The 19,329-nt window shown below is 75.4% G+C and carries 21 protein-coding genes; 3 read left to right on the forward strand and 18 right to left on the reverse strand.

Annotation, left to right across the window (positions count from 1 at the left end; genetic code table 11):
* Positions 1-62 precede the first annotated feature (62 nt).
* From BM158_RS09735 to BM158_RS09770, 8 genes are all read right to left on the reverse strand, one after another.
* On the reverse strand, positions 63-422 hold the full coding sequence (locus BM158_RS09735; protein WP_091557271.1) for a histone-like nucleoid-structuring protein Lsr2: 360 nt from the start codon (positions 420-422) through the stop codon (positions 63-65).
* A 148-nt stretch (positions 423-570) separates the two neighbouring features.
* Positions 571-2,076, reverse strand: coding sequence for a lysine--tRNA ligase (gene lysS, locus BM158_RS09740; protein WP_091557275.1), 1,506 nt, complete (start codon positions 2,074-2,076; stop codon positions 571-573).
* Positions 2,077-2,113: 37 nt separating this feature from the next.
* Positions 2,114-2,890: a type III pantothenate kinase gene (locus BM158_RS09745; RefSeq protein WP_229827720.1), complete on the reverse strand. Its 777-nt coding sequence runs from the start codon at positions 2,888-2,890 to the stop codon at positions 2,114-2,116.
* Between the two features lie 13 nt (positions 2,891-2,903).
* Positions 2,904-3,842: a carboxylating nicotinate-nucleotide diphosphorylase gene (nadC, locus tag BM158_RS09750; RefSeq protein ID WP_229827719.1), complete on the reverse strand. Its 939-nt coding sequence runs from the start codon at positions 3,840-3,842 to the stop codon at positions 2,904-2,906.
* On the reverse strand, positions 3,839-5,524 hold the full coding sequence (locus BM158_RS09755) for an L-aspartate oxidase (RefSeq protein WP_229827718.1): 1,686 nt from the start codon (positions 5,522-5,524) through the stop codon (positions 3,839-3,841). Before BM158_RS09755 ends, nadC begins: the two co-directional genes overlap by 4 nt.
* Positions 5,521-5,946: an aspartate 1-decarboxylase gene (gene panD / locus BM158_RS09760; protein ID WP_091557285.1), complete on the reverse strand. Its 426-nt coding sequence runs from the start codon at positions 5,944-5,946 to the stop codon at positions 5,521-5,523. The genes BM158_RS09755 and panD overlap by 4 nt, the downstream gene beginning before the upstream one ends.
* Positions 5,943-6,797, reverse strand: a complete 855-nt coding sequence (gene panC / locus BM158_RS09765; protein WP_091557288.1) for a pantoate--beta-alanine ligase — start codon at positions 6,795-6,797, stop codon at positions 5,943-5,945. The genes panD and panC overlap by 4 nt, the downstream gene beginning before the upstream one ends.
* A complete protein-coding gene (locus BM158_RS09770; protein ID WP_091557292.1) occupies positions 6,794-7,714 on the reverse strand; it encodes a Rossmann-like and DUF2520 domain-containing protein in 921 nt (306 codons plus the stop codon). The genes panC and BM158_RS09770 overlap by 4 nt, the downstream gene beginning before the upstream one ends.
* A gap of 233 nt (positions 7,715-7,947) precedes the next feature.
* On the opposite strand from BM158_RS09770, the gene BM158_RS09775 reads away from it, so the two are divergent.
* On the forward strand, positions 7,948-8,727 hold the full coding sequence (locus tag BM158_RS09775; RefSeq protein ID WP_091557295.1) for an SDR family oxidoreductase: 780 nt from the start codon (positions 7,948-7,950) through the stop codon (positions 8,725-8,727).
* Positions 8,728-8,738: 11 nt separating this feature from the next.
* Here the strand turns inward: BM158_RS09775 and BM158_RS09780 are convergent, their stop codons facing one another.
* On the reverse strand, positions 8,739-9,995 hold the full coding sequence (locus tag BM158_RS09780) for a DUF6779 domain-containing protein (protein WP_131802011.1): 1,257 nt from the start codon (positions 9,993-9,995) through the stop codon (positions 8,739-8,741).
* A gap of 81 nt (positions 9,996-10,076) precedes the next feature.
* On the opposite strand from BM158_RS09780, the gene BM158_RS09785 reads away from it, so the two are divergent.
* A complete protein-coding gene (locus BM158_RS09785) occupies positions 10,077-10,682 on the forward strand; it encodes a DUF1684 domain-containing protein (RefSeq protein ID WP_091557302.1) in 606 nt (201 codons plus the stop codon).
* Between the two features lie 52 nt (positions 10,683-10,734).
* Here BM158_RS09785 and BM158_RS09790 read toward each other — a convergent pair whose 3' ends face one another.
* The 3 genes from BM158_RS09790 to BM158_RS09800 all read right to left on the reverse strand — a co-directional run bounded on the left by BM158_RS09790 (position 10,735) and on the right by BM158_RS09800 (position 13,250).
* On the reverse strand, positions 10,735-11,742 hold the full coding sequence (locus tag BM158_RS09790) for a glycine betaine ABC transporter substrate-binding protein (RefSeq protein WP_091557305.1): 1,008 nt from the start codon (positions 11,740-11,742) through the stop codon (positions 10,735-10,737).
* A 120-nt stretch (positions 11,743-11,862) separates the two neighbouring features.
* Positions 11,863-12,561: an ABC transporter permease gene (locus BM158_RS09795; RefSeq protein ID WP_165628880.1), complete on the reverse strand. Its 699-nt coding sequence runs from the start codon at positions 12,559-12,561 to the stop codon at positions 11,863-11,865.
* On the reverse strand, positions 12,558-13,250 hold the full coding sequence (locus BM158_RS09800; protein WP_091557310.1) for an ABC transporter permease: 693 nt from the start codon (positions 13,248-13,250) through the stop codon (positions 12,558-12,560). Before BM158_RS09800 ends, BM158_RS09795 begins: the two co-directional genes overlap by 4 nt.
* Positions 13,251-13,253: 3 nt before the next feature.
* Here BM158_RS09800 and BM158_RS09805 point away from each other — a divergent pair, with 3 nt between their 5' ends.
* A complete protein-coding gene (locus BM158_RS09805; RefSeq protein WP_191328699.1) occupies positions 13,254-14,462 on the forward strand; it encodes an ABC transporter ATP-binding protein in 1,209 nt (402 codons plus the stop codon).
* A 3-nt stretch (positions 14,463-14,465) separates the two neighbouring features.
* Here the strand turns inward: BM158_RS09805 and BM158_RS09810 are convergent, their stop codons facing one another.
* Genes BM158_RS09810 through ftsH form a run of 6 tightly spaced genes read right to left on the reverse strand, consistent with a single transcriptional unit; the run spans position 14,466 to position 19,328 of the window.
* Entirely contained in the window at positions 14,466-14,963 is a 498-nt protein-coding gene (locus BM158_RS09810) for a DUF3180 domain-containing protein (protein WP_091557314.1), read from the reverse strand.
* Between the two features lie 24 nt (positions 14,964-14,987).
* Positions 14,988-15,491, reverse strand: coding sequence for a 2-amino-4-hydroxy-6-hydroxymethyldihydropteridine diphosphokinase (folK, locus tag BM158_RS09815; protein WP_091557317.1), 504 nt, complete (start codon positions 15,489-15,491; stop codon positions 14,988-14,990).
* Positions 15,488-15,850: a dihydroneopterin aldolase gene (gene folB / locus BM158_RS09820; RefSeq protein WP_091557320.1), complete on the reverse strand. Its 363-nt coding sequence runs from the start codon at positions 15,848-15,850 to the stop codon at positions 15,488-15,490. The genes folK and folB overlap by 4 nt, the downstream gene beginning before the upstream one ends.
* The gene (folP, locus tag BM158_RS09825; RefSeq protein ID WP_229827717.1) at positions 15,843-16,685 is read right to left on the reverse strand and encodes a dihydropteroate synthase; all 843 of its coding nucleotides are present in this window, start codon (positions 16,683-16,685) and stop codon (positions 15,843-15,845) included. The genes folB and folP overlap by 8 nt, the downstream gene beginning before the upstream one ends.
* 25 nt (positions 16,686-16,710) lie before the next feature.
* Positions 16,711-17,274: a GTP cyclohydrolase I FolE gene (folE, locus tag BM158_RS09830; protein WP_207506363.1), complete on the reverse strand. Its 564-nt coding sequence runs from the start codon at positions 17,272-17,274 to the stop codon at positions 16,711-16,713.
* Positions 17,275-17,321: 47 nt separating this feature from the next.
* Positions 17,322-19,328: an ATP-dependent zinc metalloprotease FtsH gene (ftsH, locus tag BM158_RS09835; protein ID WP_091557324.1), complete on the reverse strand. Its 2,007-nt coding sequence runs from the start codon at positions 19,326-19,328 to the stop codon at positions 17,322-17,324.
* Position 19,329 lies beyond the last annotated feature (1 nt).

Below are 19,329 nucleotides of genomic sequence, written 5' to 3' on the forward strand. Positions count from 1 at the left end.
CGGCCCCCTCGCAGGGACCCGGGCCGCGCGCAGCGTGGTCCGGGGGGCGAGGGGGTCCTTCCTCAGTGGGCGGACTCGTAGGCCTCGACCACGCTGGCCGGGATGCGGCCGCGGTCGCTGACCTCGTGGCCGTTCTTGCGGGCCCAGTCGCGGATCGCGCCGGCCTGCTCGCGGTCCATCCGGCCCGCGCCCGAGCCGCCACCGGTGGCCTTGCTGCGGCCACCACCGGAGGCGCGCCCACGACCGGCGACCTTGCGGGCGGCGCCGACGTACTTGGCGAACACCTCGCGCATCTCGGTGGCGTTCTTGTCCGACAGGTCGATCTCGTACGTCGTGCCGTCGAGGGCGAAGGTCACCGTCTCGTCGGCGGGGACGTCGTCGTCGAAGTCGTCACTGAGGATGACCTGGACCTTGCGTGCCATTTCTGCTCCTGCGCTGTTCGGCCCCCGTGGTGGCCACGTGCATTCCGCCGCGGATTCTGCGGCGACGGAATTCATTCCACCACAACCCGGCGAGGAATGCGCAATTCCGGCACAGAACTGCTCGCAGGGGTGAGGGGAACCGAATTGTTCAGGAACTGAGCGGGCGCACCAACGGGAACAGGATCGTCTCGCGGATGCCGAGGCCGGTCAGGGTCATCATCAGCCGGTCCATACCCATCCCGACCCCACCGGTGGGGGGCATGCCGTACTCCAGCGCCTCGAGGAAGTCCTCGTCGAGCACCATCGCCTCGGGGTCGCCCGCGGCGGCCAGCAGCGCCTGCTGGGTGAACCGCTCGCGCTGCACCGTCGGGTCGACCAGCTCGGAGTAGCCGGTGCCGCGCTCGATCCCACCGATGTAGAGGTCCCACTTCTCGGCCACGCCCGGCGTGCTGCGGTGCGCCCGGGTCAGCGGCGAGGTGTCGGTCGGGTAGTCCACCACGAACGTGGGCGCCTGCAGCGAGTGCTGCACGAGGGCCTCGAAGAGCTCCTCGACGAGCTTGCCGTGGCCCCACGCCGGGTCGACGCCGAGCTCCACCCGCTCGGCGTGCGCGCGCAGCTGATCGACGGTCGTGTCGGGGGTGATCTCCTCGCCGAGGGCCTCGGAGGTGACGCCGTAGAGCGACACCTGCGGCCATTCCCCCGACAGGTCGACCTCGGTGCCGTCGTGGTGGCGCGCGGTGTGGTCCCCGAACAGCGCGGCGCACGATTCCTGCACCAGTTCCCGGGTGGTGCGCGCCATGTCCTGGTAGTCCGCGTGCGCCTCGTAGAACTCCAGCATCGCGAACTCCGGGGAATGCGAGGAGTCGGCACCCTCGTTCCGGAAATTCCGGTTGATCTCGAACACCCGGTCCAGCCCACCGACGATGCACCGCTTGAGGAACAGCTCCGGCGCGATGCGCAGGTAGAGGTCCAGGTCGAATGCATTCATGTGCGTGCGGAAAGGCCGCGCGGTGGCGCCGCCGTGCACGACCTGCAGCATCGGCGTCTCGACCTCGAGGTAGCCGCGGGAGGTGAGCCCGGCCCGGACGGCGGCGTTCACCGCGGCCCGCTGGTGCACGGTGCGGCGCGCCTCGTCGCGGACGATGAGGTCGACGTAGCGGCGGCGGACCCGCAGCTCCTCGCTCATCGGCTTGTGCGCCACGGGCAGCGGGCGCAGCGCCTTGGCGGCCAGCTGCCAGGAGTCGGCGAACACCGACAGCTCGCCCCGGCGGGACGTGCCCACCTCGCCGGTGACCAGCACGTGGTCGCCGAGGTCGACGTCGGCCTTCCACGCCGCGAGGGCCTCCTCGCCGACCCGGTCGCGGGAGAGCATCACCTGCAGCTCGGTGCCGCCCTCGCGCAGCGTGGCGAAGCACAGCTTGCCGGTGTTGCGGCTGAAGATGACCCGGCCGGTGACCCCGACGACCTCGCCGGTCATGGTGTCGGCGTCCAGCTCGGGGTGCGCCTCGCGGACCGCGGCCAGCGACGTCGTGCGCGGCACCGAGACCGGGTAGGGCTCGACGCCTGCCTCGCGCAGCCGGTCGAGCTTGCCGCGGCGGACCCGCAGCTGCTCGGGGAGCTCGTCGTCGGGGGTGTCGGGAGGGCCGTCGGTCACCCGGCAAGCCTACGGAGCGGTGGTCAGCGGGTCGCCCTCACCTGGACGACTGGTGCCGTTCGTGGGCCAGCCGCAGGCCCTGCACGGTCAGGTCGGGGTCGCGCTCCCCCACCGACCGGCAGCTGTCGACCACCAGCGGGTGCAGCCCGCCGGTGGCCACCACGACCGGCCCGACGCCGAAGGTGGTCATCAGCTCGGCGGCGACCCGGTCGACCAGGCCGTCGACCAGACCGGCGAAGCCGAGCACGACGCCGGACTGCAGGGCGGCGACGGTGTTCTTGCCGATCGCCCTCTCCGGGACCGTGAGTTCCACCGACCGGAGCTGGGCGGCCCGGGCGGCCAGCGCGTCCAGGGACACCTCGACGCCGGGCGCCAGCGCCCCGCCGAGGAACTGACCGGCCGGGCCGACGGCGTCCACCGTGGTGGAGGTGCCGAAGTCGACGACGACGACCGGCCGGCCGGTGCCGTCGGGGCGCTTGCCGTACAGCTCGTGCGCGGCCAGCGCGGTGACCACCCGGTCGGCGCCGACCTCCCGGGGGTTGTCCACGTGCAGCGGGACGCCGGTGCGCACGCCCGGGCCGACCAGCGTCACCGGGACGTCGAGCCGGTCCAGCAGCTGGCGCAGCACCGGGAGCAGCTGCGGCACCGTGGAGCAGGCCGCGACCCCGGTGACCTCGGCGTCGCGCAGCAGGCCCCGCCAGACCAGCTGGATCTCGTCGGCGGTCGCCCGGGGCTGGGTGCGCACCCGCCAGCAACCGGCCACCCGGGCGCCGTCGAGGGTGGCCAGCACCGTGTGGCTGTTGCCGACGTCCACGCAGAGCAGCACGTCAGGCCGTCCGCAGGTCCAGGGCGAGGTCGAGGATCGGCGAGCTGTGCGTGAGCGCGCCCACCGACAGGTAGTCCACGCCGGTCCCGGCGACCGCGCGGGCGCCGGCGAGGGTCAGCCCCCCGGTGGCCTCGGTCCGCGCCCGCCCGCCGACGGCGACGACGGCCTCGCGGAGGACGTCGGGCGGCATGTTGTCCAGCAGCAGGAAGTCCGCCCCCGCCTCGACCGCCTCGACGGCCTGCGCGACGGTGTCGGCCTCGACCTGCACCGGCACCTGCGGCGCCCGCTCGCGGACGGCGGCGACCGCGGCGGCCACGGACCCGGCGGCGGCCACGTGGTTGTCCTTGACCATGGCGACGTCGTAGAGGCCCATCCGCTTGTTCGACCCGCCGCCGCAGCGCACCGCGTACTTCTCCAGCGGCCGCAGCAGGGGGGTGGTCTTGCGGGTGTCCAGCACGACCGCGCCGGTGCCCTCGACGGCGTCCACCCAGGCACGGGTGGACGTGGCGATGCCCGAGGCGCGGCTGGCGATGTTCAGCGCCGACCGCTCGGCGGCCAGCAGCGCCCGCACGTAGCCGGTGACGGTGAGCAGCACGTCGCCGCGGCGGACCCGGTCGCCGTCGGCCGCGCCGGCCACCAGGGTGGCCGAGGGCGCCAGCCGTGCGAAGACCCGCGCGGCGACGGGCAGGCCCGCGACCACGCCGTCGGCCCGGGCGACCAGGTCGGCGGTGCCGCGCTGGGTGGCCGGCACGGTGGCCGCGCTGGTGACGTCGTGGGCCACCGCCTGGTCGGGGGCGTGCGGCAGCGGGGTGCCGCCGGTGAGGTCCTCGGCCAGGGTGCGCTCGACGAGGTCGGTCACCCAGGCCTCGTCCAGGCCGGTGCCGGTGAGGTCCCGCGGGTCCCGGCGGGGTGCGGGGTCCGGGCGCAGGGCACCGCTCACCACGACACCTCCGGGGGCGTGCCGACCGGGCGGGGGGTCAGCTGCAGCGTGCCGTCGGCGTGCAGCGCGACGTCGAGGTGCACCCGCCAGGCGTCGTCGTCGTCGGGGTGGTCCTCGCGCCAGTGGCAGCCGCGGGTCTCCTCCCGGGCGCCGGCGGCCGCGGTCAGCGCGGTCGCGACGGTGAGCAGGTCGGTGGCCTCCCAGCCGGCCACGCCGGGCTCGGCCGTGCCCAGCAGCCCGGCGATCGCGGCCAGCTCCCCGGCGGCCACGGTCAGCCCGCCCCCGCTGCGCAGCGCGCCGACGCGGGCGGACATGGTGGCGGTCAGCCGGCCGCGGGCGGCGGGGTCGAGCAGGCCGTCGAGGTGGGCGACCTGCGGCGGCGCGGGCTGCGGGTCGGGCAGGCCGGCGGCGAGCTCGGCGCCGATCCGGCCGGCGAAGACCAGGCCCTCCAGCAGCGAGTTCGAGGCCAGCCGGTTGGCCCCGTGCACGCCGGTGCAGGCCACCTCGCCGCAGGCGTAGAGGCCGGGGACGGTGGTGCGGCCGGCCAGGTCGGTGGCCAGCCCGCCGGAGGCGTAGTGCGCCGCGGGGGTGACCGGCACCAGCTCGGTGACCGGGTCGATGCCGGCCTCGCGACAGCGGGCCACGATGGTCGGGAACCGCCGCTCCAGCCCCTCGACGTGCCGGGCGTCCAGGAACACGTGGTCGGTGCCGTCGCGCAGCTGCACCCGGGTGATCGCCTTGGCGACCACGTCGCGGGGGGCGAGCTCGGCCAGCGGGTGCACCCCGACCATGAACCGCTCGCCGGCGGCGTCGCGCAGCAGGGCGCCCTCGCCGCGCAGCGCCTCGCTGACCAGCGGCTGCTGGCCGCGGGAGTCCGGGCCCAGGTAGAGCGCGGTGGGGTGGAACTGCACGAACTCCAGGTCGGTGGCCACCGCGCCGGCCCGCAGGCCCAGGGCCACGCCGTCGCCGGTGGAGACCGAGGGGTTGGTGGTCGAGGCGTACACCTGGCCCATGCCGCCGGTGGCCAGCACCACCGCCCGGGAGCGGACCGCGCCGACGCCGTCGGAGCTGCCCTCGCCCAGCACGTGCAGGGTGACCCCGGCCGCGCGGCCCGCGGCGTCGGTGACCAGGTCGAGCACCATCGCGTGCTCCACCAGGGTGATGCCCGGGTCGGTGAGCACCGCGGCGTGCAGCGCACGCTGCACCTCCGCGCCCGTGGCGTCGCCGCCGGCGTGCACGATCCGGTCGGCGTGGTGGCCGCCCTCGCGGGTGAGCAGCAGCTCGCCGTCCGGGCCGCGGTCGAACGTCGCGCCCCAGCTCATCAGCTCGCGCAGCCGGTCGGGGCCCTCGGTGACCAGGGCGTGCACCGCGTCGGGCTCGCACAGCCCGACGCCGGCGGTCTCGGTGTCGGCGGCGTGCGCGGCCGGGGAGTCGGTGGCGGCGAGCACCGCCGCGATGCCTCCCTGCGCCCACCGCGTGGACCCGTCGTCCACCTCGACCTTGGTGACGACGGCGACCGACAGGCCGGCGGCGCGGGCGTGCAGCGCCACGCAGAGGCCGGCGACGCCGGACCCCACCACGCAGACGTCGGCGGTCAGCTCCCAGCCCGGCGCGGGCGCGGCCAGCCGCGACGGCAGCCGGGTGGCCAGCGGGGGCCCCAAGACCGGGCCGGCGAGTGTCACCCGCGGACCGTATCCCCCCGGACCAGACCGTCGCCCGCGACGCCGGGCGGCGGGGTCGCGGGGTCGGCCCCCAGCTCGACCACGCGGTTGTCGGCGTCGACGTGCACGACCTTGGGCAGGAAGGACTTCGCCTCGGTCTCGTCCATCAGGCCGTAGCTGATCAGGATGACCAGGTCGCCGGGGTGCACCAGGTGGGCGGCGGCGCCGTTGATCCCGATGACGCCGCTGCCCCGCTCGCCCGGGATCGTGTAGGTCTCCAGCCGGGCGCCGTTGGTGACGTCGACGATGGCCACCTGCTCGCCGGGCAGCAGGTCGGCGGCGTCCAGCAGGTCCTCGTCGACCGTCACCGAGCCGACGTAGTGCAGGTCGGCCTGGGTGACCGTGGCCCGGTGGATCTTGGACTTGAGCATCGTGCGCATCATCGGGGCTCCCCCAGGGTCACGGCGGTGTTGTCGATCAGGCGGGTGCTGCCGGCGCGGGCGGCGACCAGCAGGCGGGCCGGGCCGGCGGACGGCGCCGGGCCCAGGTCGGGGTCGGTGAGGGCGAGGTAGTCCGGCACCAGCGACGGCTCGCCGTCCAGCACCCGCTGCGCGGCGGCCAGGACGGCGCCCGCGCCCTGCGGCCCGGCGGCGGCACCGGCGCGCAGCGCGGCGGAGATGGCCGCCGCGGCCCAGCGCTGTGCCGGGTCGAGGTAGCGGTTGCGCGAGGACAGCGCCATGCCGTCCTGCTCGCGGACGGTGGGGACGCCGACCACCTCGACGCCCAGCGCCAGCTCCCGGGCCATGGCCCGGATCAGGGTCAGCTGCTGGTAGTCCTTGTCGCCGAACACCGCGACGTCCGGGCGGACCAGGCCGAACAGCTTCGCGACGACGGTGAGCACCCCGGCGAAGTGCCCGGGCCGGACGGCGCCCTCGAGCACGTCACCGAGCGGGCCGGGGTGCACGGTGACCCCGGCCGCGCCGTCGGGGTAGACGTCGGCGACGCCCGGGTGGAAGACCAGGTCGGCCCCCTCCTCGGCGAGTGCTGCGAGGTCGGCGTCCCAGGTGCGGGGGTAGCGGTCGAAGTCCTCGCCGGGGCCGAACTGGGTGGGGTTGACGAAGACCGAGACCACGACGCCGCCGCCGAGGGCGCGGGCGTGCCGGACCAGCGTGCGGTGGCCCTCGTGCAGGGCCCCCATGGTCGGCACCAGCACGACCGGGCCCGGCAGGTCGGCGACGCGCTCCCGCAGCTCGGCGGCGGTCTCCGCGACGGCGGTCGAGGCGACCGCGGTCACCGCGGCACCTCCACGCCGTCGAGCAGGTCGGTGAGCGGCTGCGCCTCGTGCGGCTTGAGCCGCCCGGCGGCCGCGGCGCGCTCGGTGGTCCGCCGGGCCATCGCCACGTACCCGGCGACCGCGTCGGGGGCGCGGTCGGCCAGCGCGGCGACGTGGCCGGCGACGGTGCCGACGTCCCCGCGGCTGACCGGGCCGGTCAGCCCGGCGTCGCCGCGGCGCAGGCCGTTGTCCAGCGCGGCGCCCAGCAGCGGGCCCAGGACCCGGGCGGGCTGCTCGACCCCGGCGGTGCGCAGCAGGTCTGCGGCCTCGGCGACCAGGGTGACCAGGTGGTTGGCGCCGGTGACCAGCGCCGCGTGGTAGAGCACCCGGTCGGCCTCGGCGACCCAGAACGGCTCGCCGCCCATCTCCAGCACCACGGTCTCGGCGACGGCGCGGTGCTCGGGCCGGCTGGTGACCCCGAACGGGGTGCCGAGCAGGCGGGGCAGGTCCTCGGGGCCGCCGGAGAAGGTCATCGCCGGGTGCAGCGCCAGGCCCAGCACACCGGCCTCCTCGGCGGGGGCGAGCACGGCCAGCCCGTGCGCGCCGGAGGTGTGCAGGGCGAGCTGGCCGCGGCGCCAGCCGCCGGTGCCGGCCAGGCCCGCGACCAGGCCGGCCAGGGCGTCGTCGGGCACGGCGAGGACGACGAGGTCGCCGGCGGCCACCACCTCGTCGGTGGGCAGCAGCGGGACGCCGGGCAGCAGCCGGGCGGCGCGGGCGCGGGAGGCGTCGGACAGGCCCGCGGCGGCGACCACGTCGTGGCCGGCGGCGGCGAGCGCGGCGCCCAGGACGGCGCCGACGCGACCGGCTCCGACGATGCCGACGCGCAGGCGGACGGGGCTGTGCCGGTCGGCGGGCAGGGCTGCGCTGAACTGGTCCATCGTGTGCACCTCTCGTTCCGGGCCCTCGCGGGTCCCGGACATCTCGGCGACGACGGGCCCTCCTCGTCGAGGGCCCGGGTGGTGCTGGTGGTGCTGGTGCCCGGCCGGGCCGCTGCAACGGGTTGTCACGCGGAGGACGGGCGCCGACGAGTGTGCTACCCGCGTGCGCGCCGGGCCACGCCTGCGCGGTGTGGGCTCACTCACCCCGGGGAGGTGTCGCTACGGTGCGGCCTGTGACCGAAGCCGCTCGCACCGACCCCACCTCCTTCGCCGGCCGCACCGCCCTGGTGACCGGCGCCAGCCGAGGCATCGGCCTGGCCATCGCCCGCTCCCTGGTCGACCGCGGCGCCCGGGTGGTGCTCACCGCCCGCAAGCCCGACGCCCTCGCCGAGGCCGTGGAGGCCCTCGGCGGCCCCGAGCTCGCCGTGGCCGTGCCGGGCAACGCCGCCGACCCCGAGCACCGCGCCGAGGCCGTGCGCACCGCCGTCGAGACCTTCGGCAGCCTGGACCACCTGGTGGGCAACGTCGGCATCAACCCGGTCTACGGGCCGATGGTCGACGCCCCGCTGGACGCCTTCCGCAAGATCCTGGACACCAACGTCGTGGGCACCCTCGGGCTGGTGCAGGAGGCGCACCGGGCCTGGATGGGCGAGCACGGGGGCTCGGTCGTCATCGTGGCGTCGGTGGCCGGCATCAAGGCCAGCCAGAACATCGGTGCCTACGGCGTCAGCAAGGCCGCGCTGGTCAACCTGACCACGCAGCTGGCGGTGGAGCTGGGGCCCCAGCGGATCCGGGTCAACGCCGTCGCCCCGGCGGTGGTCAAGACCAGGTTCGCCGAGGCGCTGTTCGAGGGCCGCGAGGACACCGTGGCCAAGCAGTACCCGGTCGGCCGTCTCGGCGTCCCCGAGGACATCGGCGAGGCCGCCGCCTACCTGCTCTCCGACGCCGCCGGCTGGGTCACCGGCCAGACGATGGTGCTCGACGGCGGCGCGCTCTCCCAGGGCCCGATCTAGGCGCCGGCCGGCTACTCGCCCAGCACGCGGGCGAGGACGTCGTCCCCGTCGCCGTCGTCCTCGCGGTAGCGGCGGCGACGGCGGCCGCCCAGCGTGGTGCCGGACTCGGCCAGGATCTCGGTGAGACGCTGGTGGCCGGCGGTCTCGAAGACGTCCGGCTCGTGCTCGGGCTGCGCCGGGGCCGGCGGGGGCTCCTCGGGCGCGGCCCGGCGGTGCGGCCGCGCCGGCTCCGTGCCGGTCGGGGCGGAGTCGGTGGGGGTGTCCCACAACCCGCTCGGCGGGCCGGCGACCGGCACCGGACGCGGCGGCACCTCGGGCACGGCCTGCGCGCGGGGCACCGGGTCGGGCCGGGGCGCCGGCGGCGCGGGGGGACCGGCCGGGGGCAGCACCACCCGGACCTGCTCGGCCGTGCTGTGCCGGGCGGCGGTGGGGCCGGTGGCGACCCGGTCGTCGCGACCGGGGCTCGCGTGCCGGGACGGCCCCGCGGCCGGCGGCGCCTGGACGGGCGGCTCGACGGACGGCGGTTCGACAGACGGCGGTTCGACGGGCGGCGGCCCGACGGGCAGCGGCCCGGGAGGCCCGGGCTCGTCGGCCCGGACGGCGGGGGCGGGCACCGGCGGCGGCTGCACGCGGGAGACCCCCTCGGCCGCGGCCGGCCGGTCCTCCCACTCCCCCAGCGCGTCGATCGTGCGGCCGCCCAGCTCGGGCCGTTCCGCGGGCATCCGGATGGACTGGGTGCGCATGACGATCCGCTCGACCAGCATCTCGCCGTCCAGCTGCTCGGTCAGCTCCCGGCGCAGCCGGCCCATGTCCGAGCGCAGCTCGCCCAGCTCCAGCAGGCTCTCCCGCAGCCCGGCCAGCGAGGCGAGGTCGGCGCGCAGGCCGTCCAGCTCGGCCCGCATGGCCTCCTGGGCCTCCCGGCGCAGCTGGTTCTCCAGCTTCAGCTCGTACTCCCGGCGGGCGGCGACCTCGCGCTCGAGCTCGAGGGCGTAGGCCTGCCGCAGCTCGGCCTCCCGCCCGGCCGCCACCGCCTGGTCGGTCCTGCGGCGCCCGGCCGAGAACGCGGCGATCACGAAGGCCCAGGCGACGGCGATGACGGCCAGCCGCAGGTACAGGGCGTTCTCGGTGAGGAACACCGCCAGGGTCGCCGCGATCGCGAGCGCGAACCCCAGCACGAGCCCCGTGATGCGCACGGCCGGCGACACCCGCGAGGACGTCGTCCGGGCGCGGGGCGCCGCCCCGCCCTGCTCAGCAGCCCCGTCCGTCACGGGGAGAAGGGTAGTGGGCACCCGATCCCCGCCGGACCGGTCGTCGCGCCGGGCCCGGCCACCGCTGGCAGGCTGGCACCGGTGACCCTCTCCCTGCTGGACTGGCGCCGCCGCGTGCACGCCCTCTACGCCGACGCCCGCGCCGCCGAGGACCCGGAGGCCGGCTGGGCCGCCTGGCGCGCCGGGCGCGACGAGCTCTTCGCCGGCCACCCCGACTCCCCGCTGGGCGAGGCCGCCCGCGCCGCGTTCACCGGCCTGCCGGTCGCGCCCTACGACCCGCAGCTGCGCTTCCGCGCGCGGCTGGAGGACGCCCCGGCGCAGCGGCTGGAGCTGCCCACCGCCGACGACGGCGTGGTCGCGCTGGACCGCATCGGCCGGGTGACCCTGGGCGAGGTCGGCCGGCTGGACGTGTGGTGGCTCGGCGGCTACGGCGGCGGGGTCTTCCTGCCGCTGCGCGACGGCTCGGCCGGGCGGGGCACGTACGGCGGCGGCCGGTACCTGCTGGACACCGTCAAGGGCGCCGACCTGGGCTCGGCCGACGGCCGGCTGGTGGTCGACCTGAACTTCGCCTACCACCCGAGCTGCACCTACGACCCGCGCTGGTCGTGCCCGCTGCCCCAGGAGGGCAACCGGGTCGACGCCGTCGTGGCCGCGGGCGAGCAGCTTCCCGAGGGCGGCTGGTACTGAGACGACGACGGCCCTCCCCGGGCATCCCGGGGAGGGCCGTCGAGCGGGCGGGTCAGCCCTGGGCGAGCGACCCGTCCGAGCTGAACACCAGGCCCATCGACACGTCGCCGTTGAGGATCGCCTGCTTGGTCAGCGGGCCACCGGCGTCGTACTCGGAGAACCCGGCGAACTCCAGCCCGTAGGTGTCCTCGAGGCCCAGCTGGCAGGCCGGGCGGGTCGGGCACTCGGTCGGGCCGCCGAGGGTCAGCGAACCGTCGCCGCAGGCCTCGGCCAGCTCGGACAGCGTGGTGACGCCGAGCTGGTCGGCGAGGGCGGTGGTCACCGCGAACGCGTTCTGGTCCTGGGCCTCGGAGGGGTCGCCGTAGGTGACGCCGAACTGCGCGGCCAGCGGCTCCACCGCGGTGAGCGTCTCCTGGACGTCACCGGAGGCGACCAGGTTGCCCGAGCCGTCGATGTTCTCGCTGATGAAGTTGGCCGAGGTGGCCAGGTACTCCGGGAAGACCTGGATCTGGCCCTGGGCCAGCGCCGGCAGGTAGACCTCGCGGTTGCCGGTCTCCTGGACGGTGGCCTGGAAGCCGGCCGCGTTCAGCGCGTCGGCGTAGACGTTGGCCAGGATGGTGGACTCGCTGAAGTTGCCGGCGCCGACGACGACCGCGCCGCTGCCACCGGTGACGCCGCCGCCGAGCCCGTTGTCGTCGACGTAGGCCTGGGCGACCTCGGTGGCGTCCTGGCGCTGCACGTCGACCTGGTTGTTCAGCTCGATGAGGTCCTCGGTGGTGAGCACCGCGGAGACCGCGTTCAGCGCCTCGAGCGCGGCCGGGTTGGCGCCGGCGTAGGCGGCGTTGAGCACCGGCACCACGTTGTCGGCGTTCTGCAGGGCCTTGTCGTCCTCGAGGACGACGAGCTGGTCGCCGGCGACCGGCACGCAGGCGTCGCCGGAGGCCTCGCTGCCGCCGGAGGCCGAGCCGCCGGTGCCGGAGGAGCCGGACTCACCGCACGCGGCGGTGGCCAGCAGGGTGGCCAGGGCCACCGTGGTGAGCAGGGGTGTACGCAGGCGCATGACGACCCGCCTTCTGTGTCCCGGACGGTTGCTCCGTCCGCGTGTCGGGCGGGAGGAGTTCCCGCGACGCGCAACTCAACAGTGCTGCACGCGTTCCCGCCACCGGGCGTTGCCCAAGCGTTATGCGGCCGCGGGGCGGCGCCGCAGCCGCGGCAGGGTGCGCGGGCCGGGGGTGAGCAGCCAGGACAGCGCCACGAACACCAGCTCCGTGAGGACGGCGAGCGCGGCGACCACGATCGCCCCGGCCACCACCTGGCCGTAGTTCTGCTGGCCGAAGCCCAGGTTGATGATCCGGCCCAGCCCGCCGCCGGCCACCAGCGCCGCCAGGGTGGCGGTGGCGACGACCTGGACGGCCGCCGTCCGGACGCCGGTCATCAGCAGGGGCATCGCCAGCGGCAGCTCGGCGCGGAAGGTGACCTGGCGGCCGGTCATGCCCATGGCACGCGCGGCCTCGACCACGTCGCGGTCGACCTGCCGGAAACCGACGTAGGTGTTGGTGAGCACCGGGGGGATCGCGAAGAGGGCCAGCGCGAGGGTGGTCGCCTGCGGGCCGAAACCGATGGGGGTGACCGCGAAGATGGTCAGGATGGCCAGCGTGGGGACGGCGCGGCCGACGTTGGACAGCGCGACGGTGAACGCACCGCCCCGGCCGGTGTGGCCCAGCCAGGTGCCCAGCGGCAGCGCGACCAGCAGGGCGAGCGCGACCGCGGCGCCGGAGATCTGCAGGTGCTGGACCAGCAGGTCGAGGATCCCGCTGCCCGGCCGGGTCCAGTTGAAGGGGTCGTTGAGGAAGCGGACGGCGTCGCCGAACACGTTCACGCGCGCACCGTCCGGGTCCAGGGGGTGACCCACCGGCCGGCGAGGGCGATGAGCGCGTCGGCCAGCAGGGCCAGCAGCACGCAGCCGACCGCGCCGGTGACGATCGGCGCGCGGTAGAAGTTCGCGTTGAACCCGCCGGTGATCAGCTGGCCGAGCCCGCCCTGCCCGACGATGACGCCGACGGTGACCAGCGCGACGGTGGACACCGTGGCGATCCGGATGCCGGCGACGAACGAGGGCAGCGCCAGCGGCAGCTCGACCCGCCACAGCAGGCGGCCGGCGCCGTACCCCATCCCCCGCGCGGCCTCGACCACGTCGGCGGGGACCGACTGCAGGCCGGCGAGGAAGTTGCGGACCAGCACCACCAGCGAGTACAGCACCAGCCCGATCAGCACGGTGGTCTCGGACAGGCCGGTGAACGGGGCGACGAAGGCGAACATCGCCAGCGACGGGATCGTGTAGACCAGCGTGGACAGGCCCAGGACCGGGCCGGCCAGCCACCGGCTGCGCCGCGCGACCAGGGCCATCGGCAGCGCGATCACCGACCCGATGACCACCGCCAGGACCGTCAGCCTGACGTGCTGGGCGGTGTAGGCGAGGATGGTGTCCCAGTTGTCGACCACGTAGGACGGGTCGACCCAGGGGTTCGGCGCCGCATCGGCAGCCGACACCGACCACGAGGAGTCCACCCGGTGGAAGCTACTGCCGCGGAGCCGATCCGGCTGCAAGGGGTCAGCAAGGTCTACCCCGACGGCACGGTGGGGGTGGCCGAGCTCGACCTCACCTTCGCCGCCGGCGAGCTCACCGTGCTGGTCGGGCCGTCGGGCTGCGGCAAGACGACGACCATGAAGATGATCAACCGGATCATCGAGCCCAGCACCGGGCGCATCCTGATCGGCGACGACGACGTCACCCGGCTGCGCCCGCAGAAGCTGCGCCGCCGCATCGGGTACGTCATCCAGAACGTGGGCCTGTTCCCGCACCAGTCGATCCGCACCAACGTGGGCACCGTGCCGCGGCTGCTGGGCTGGGACAGGCAGCGCACCGCCGACCGGGTCGAGGAACTGCTGACGCTCGTCGGGCTCGACCCGGTCGCCTACGGCGACCGCTACCCGCACCAGCTCTCCGGCGGGCAGCGGCAGCGCGCCGGGGTGGCCCGGGCGCTGGCCGCCGACCCGCCCGTGCTGCTCATGGACGAGCCGTTCTCCGCCGTCGACCCCGTGGTCCGCGGCCGGCTGCAGGACGAGTTCCTCCGGCTGCAGGAGACCGTCCGCAAGACCATCGTCTTCGTCACCCACGACATCGAGGAGGCCGTGCGCCTCGGTGACCGGATCGCGGTCATGAGCGAGGGCGGGAAGGTCGAGCAGTTCGCCACGCCGGCGGACCTGCTCGGCGCCCCGGCGAACGACTTCGTGGCCGACTTCGTCGGGGCCGACCGCGGCCTCAAGCGGCTGGCGGTCACCGACGTCGCCGTCGAGGACCTCGAGCAGCCGCCGGTCGTGGCCCTCGACGACGGCCTGGGCACCGCCCGGGCGGTCATCGCCCGCTCCGGCGCGAGCTGGGCGGTCGTGGTGGACGCCGCGGGCGTGACCGGAGGCACCGGCACCGGCCGGCACCAGGGCACCGGGTTGCCGCTGGGCTGGGTGTCGGCCGAGCACGCCGCCGAGGCGGCCGCCGGGGGTGCGCGGGTGGTCGGCGACGTGTGGCGGCCGATGGACGCCTGGGTGCCGCTGGGCTCCTCGCTGCGGGCGGCCTACGCCCGGCTGCTGCAGGTCGACGCCGGCTGGGTGGGCGTGATGGACGGCGACAAGCTGGTCGGCGTCCTCACCCCGGCCTCGGTGCACGCGGCGCTCCGCCGCAGCGTGGCCGGCTCCAGTCCGGAGACCGCCGGCGCGCTCTGAGCCCTACTCGTCGGGCTCGACGCGGCAGGCCTGCTCGAGCCGCAGCGCGCCCGCGACCAGCGCCAGCGAGCACGCCACCCCGACCCCGGCGGCGACCGCGTCGCCGGTGGCGGCGGTGAGCCGGCCGAGCCGGGTGAGCGCGTGCACCAGGGTGCCGGTCCACAGGCCGGCGAAGGCCGCACCAGCCCAGGCGCTGGCCTGGGCGAGGACGGCGAGCCGGGCGACCAGCATGGGCTCCACCGGATCGGCCGACCGCTGCCCGGGCTGCAGCGCCGCCGCCTCCCCCGACCGGGCCGCGCGGCGGCGGTCGCGGTCGGTGGTCAGCCGGGCGCGCAGGGACCGGGCGCCCAGCGCCTCGGCGACGGCCAGCAGCGCCAGCGGGACGGGCTGCCACCAGTGGAAGGCCGGCAGGTCGCCGTAGAAGGCCCGCACGACCAGCCAGCCGGCCACCGCCAGCCCGACGGCGACCACCGCGAGGTCGCGGCGGGGCACCGGCCTCACGCGGCGCCCCTCACGCGGCGCCCCTCACGCCAGGTGCTCCCACCGCTGCACGGCGGCGACGTCCTCGGCGGGCAGCGCCGCGAGCAGGTCCCGGACCGGGCCGTGGCCGGGCAGCTGCGCCAGCGGGTCCACGTCGGCCCACGGCACCAGCACGAAGGCGCGTTCGTGCGCCCGTGGGTGCGGCAGGGTGAGCACCGGGTCGCCGGAGACCACCGGGGTGCCGTCGTCGGCGGTCACGGTGACCACGTCGACGTCCAGGCTGCGCGGGCCCCAGCGCACCTCGCGGGTGCGCCCGGCGGCCTGCTCGAGCTCGTGGGCCAGCGCCAGCCAGCCCGCGGCGTCCCGGTCGCCGCGCACCACGGCGACGGCGTTGAGGAAGGGCGGCTGCTCGACCGGGCCCCAGGGCGGGGTCTCGTAGAGCACCGACCGGGCGACCAGGCCCTCCCCGGACAGCGCGCGGAAGGCCGCGCGCAGGGTGCCGGCCCGGTCGCCCAGGTTGCCCCCCAGGGACAGGACGGCGCGGGTCACGGCCGGGTGCGGCGGATCGAGACGGTGACGTCGTCGAAGGGGACGCCGAGGTCGGCCTCGGGCTTGTGCACGACGATCTCCACCGCGTCGACCAGCGGGTTGGCCAGGCACACGTCGGCCAGCCGCTGCGCCAGGGTCTCCAGCAGGTCGACCGGCTCACCGGTGAGCACCGCGTGCAGCTGCTGCGCGAGCTCGGCGTAGTTGACGGTCCCCGCCAGGTCGTCCGAGGCGGCCGCGGGCGCGGTGTCGACGTCGAGGACGGCGTCGACGGAGAAGGTCTGGCCCTTCTCGCGCTCGAAGGCGTAGACGCCGTGGTGGGCGTGGGCGGTGAGCCCCCGGACGGCGATCTGGTCAGGCACGGGACCTCCTGGCTCGGGCGGCGCGCACGGCGGCCACGGTACGGACCGCGTCGACCGAGGACGCGGCGTCGTGCACCCGCACCCCCCAGGCGCCGGCCTCGGCCGCGAGCACGGTGGTGGCCAGGGTGGCGGCGTCGCGGCGGTCGGCCGGGCGGGGGGCGCCGTCGTCGTCGGCGAGCAGCCGGCCGAGGAAGGTCTTGCGGGACGCGCCGACCAGCAGCGGGAGGCCGAGGGCCACCAGCCGGTCCAGGCCGGCCAGCAGCGCCCAGTTGTGCTCGGCGTTCTTGGCGAACCCGAGGCCGGGGTCGAGCACCAGCTGCCCGGGGTCGACGCCGGCGGCGACGACGTCCTCCACGCGGGCGGTCAGCTCGGCGCACACCTCGGTGACCACGTCGCCGTACCGGGCGGCGGCCTGCATCTCGCGGCTGTGGCCGCGCCAGTGCATGAGCACCCAGGGCACCCCGCGCTCGGCGACCAGCGGCGCCATGCCGGCGTCGGCCAGCCCGCCGCTGACGTCGTTGACCAGCTGCGCCCCGGCGTCCAGCGCGGCGGCGGCCACCTCGGCGCGGGTGGTGTCGATGCTGACCCGCACACCGGCCGCGGCGAGCTCGGCGACCACCGGGCGCACCCGGGCGAGCTCCTGCTCGGCGTCGACCCGGTCGGCGCCCGGGCGGGTGGACTCCCCGCCCACGTCCACCCAGTCGGCCCCGGCGGCGTGCATCGCGAGGCCGTGGGCCACCGCCGAGGGGGTGTCGGCGAAGCAGCCGCCGTCGGAGAAGGAGTCCGGGGTGACGTTGAGGACGCCCATCACCAGGCAGCGTCCGTCGGTGGTCACGGGTGGGTCGGGGGGCAGGGCCGGGTCACCGCCCGAGGACCAGGCTCAACGCCTCGGCGCGGGTGGCCGCGGACTCCTTGAACACCCCGCGCACCGCCGAGGTCATGGTGCGGCTGCCGGGCTTGCGGACCCCGCGCATGGCCATGCACAGGTGCTCGGCCTCCACCACCACGATCACGCCGCGCGGGTGCAGCGAGGAGACCATCGCGTCGGCGATCTGCTTGGTCATCCGCTCCTGGACCTGCGGGCGCCGGGCGTAGACCTCGACCAGGCGGGCCAGCTTGGACAGGCCGGTGACCCGGCCGTCGGAGCCGGGGATGTAGCCGATGTGCGCCACGCCGTGGAAGGGCACCAGGTGGTGCTCGCAGGTGGAGTACATCGGGATGTCCTTGACCAGCACCAGCTCGTCGTGGTCCTCGTCGAAGGTGGTCGACAGGATCGTCGCCGGGTCCTGCCGCAGGCCGGCGAAGGTCTCGGCGTAGGCGCGGGCGACCCGGGCCGGGGTCTCGCGCAGGCCGGGCCGGTCGGGGTCCTCCCCGACCGCCAGCAGCAGTTCCCGGACGGCCGCCTCGGCACGCGCGTGGTCCACGCCGTCCTCCGAGTGCGGCACCGGCCGCGGGTCCACGCTGTGGTCGATCACCGAGGCGCGCCGGCGTCGCCGACGGGCAGCGGCTTCTCGGCGTCGTAGCCGTCGGCGGCACCGTTGCCGCGGGCGCGCTCGGCCGGGGTGAGCACCGGGGGCTGGTCGGAGGGGGTGCGCTTGCCGAAGCCGTTGTAGGGCGCCAGCGAGGGCCGCTTGGTGACCCCGGCGCAGATGCGCGCCATGTCCTCCTTGGACAGGGTCTCCTTCTCGATCAGCTCGAGCACCAGCCGGTCCAGGACGTCGCGGTGCTCGACCAGGATCTCCCAGGCCTCGTCGTGGGCGGCCTCGATGAGCGCGCGCACCTCGCCGTCGATGTCGGCGGCCACGGCCTCGGAGTAGTCCGGGCGGGAGCCCATGTCGCGGCCCATGAACGGCTCGGAGTCACCGCTGCCGTACTTCACCGCGCCCAGCTTGGCGCTCATGCCGTACTGGGTGACCATCGCCTTGGCCATGCCGGTGGCCTTCTCGATGTCGTTGCCGGCGCCGGTGGTGGGCTCGTGGAAGACCAGCTCCTCGGCCGCGCGCCCGCCGAGGGCGTAGGCCAGGGTGTCGATCATCTCCGAGCGGGTCTGGGTGTACTTGTCCTCGGTCGGCAGCACGAGGGTGTGCCCGAGCGAGCGGCCGCGCGGCAGGATCGTCACCTTGTGCACGGGGTCCAGGTTGGGCAGCGCGTGGGCCACCAGGGCGTGCCCGCCCTCGTGGTAGGCGGTGACCTTCTTCTCCTTGTCGCTCATCGCCCGCGTCTTGCGCTCGGGGCCGGCGAGCACGCGGTCGATCGCCTCCTCCAGCGCGGCGTCGGTGATGACCGTGCCGCCGTGCCGGGCGGTGAGCAGCGCGGCCTCGTTGAGCACGTTCGCCAGGTCCGCGCCGGTGAAGCCGGGGGTGCGCCGGGCCAGGGTCTCCAGGTCGACGTCGTCGGCCAGCGGCTTGCCGGTGGCGTGCACCTTCAGGACGGCGACGCGGCCGGCCAGGTCGGGGCGGTCGACGGCGATCTGCCGGTCGAAGCGGCCCGGGCGCAGCAGCGCGGGGTCGAGGATGTCGGGCCGGTTGGTGGCGGCGATCATGATGACGCCGCCCTTGACGTCGAAGCCGTCCATCTCGACCAGCATCTGGTTGAGGGTCTGCTCGCGCTCGTCGTGCCCGCCGCCCATGCCGGCGCCGCGGTGCCGGCCGACGGCGTCGATCTCGTCGATGAAGATGATCGCCGGGGCGTTGGTCTTGGCCTGCTCGAACAGGTCGCGCACGCGGCTGGCGCCGACGCCGACGAACATCTCGACGAAGTCCGAGCCGGAGATCGAGTAGAACGGCACGCCGGCCTCGCCGGCGACGGCGCGGGCGAGCAGGGTCTTGCCGGTCCCGGGCGGGCCGAACAGCAGCACACCCTTGGGGATCTTGGCGCCGATGGCCTGGTACTTGACCGGGTTCTGCAGGAAGTCCTTGATCTCGTGCAGTTCCTCGATGGCCTCGTCGGCGCCGGCGACGTCGGAGAACGTGGTCTTCGGGGTGTCCTTGCTGACCGCCTTGGCCTTGCTCTTGCCGAAGGCCATGACGCCGCGGCCGCCGCCCTGCATGGAGCTGAACAGCCAGAACAGCAGGCCCAGGATGATCAGGAAGGGCAGGAAGCTGATCAGGATCGACGTCAGGACGTTGTCCTGGGTGACGTTGGTGTCGAAGTCGACCGCCCGGTCCGAGCTCCCCGAGCCGTTCGCGTCGGCGCCGGTCACCAGGTCGTAGACCTGGGAGGCCGCGCCCGAGGGGTAGGAGGCGGTGATCTTGCGCTCGCCGTCGACCGCGTTCCGCAGGTCGACGTCGATGGTCTGCTCGCGGTCGTTGATCGTCACGCTCGCGACGTTGTCGTCGGCGAACTGCGCGAGCGCGGTGGAGGTGGAGACCTCCTTGTACTCGCTGCCGCCGCTGAAGGACTGCACGCCGATCGCGACGACCAGCACGACGAGGGCGACCCAGAACCAGACCGACCGGAAGATCTTCTTGCGTTCCATA

The organism is Klenkia taihuensis (genome assembly GCF_900112525.1).
In the GTDB taxonomy this organism is placed as follows: Bacteria; Actinomycetota; Actinomycetes; order Mycobacteriales; family Geodermatophilaceae; genus Klenkia; species Klenkia taihuensis.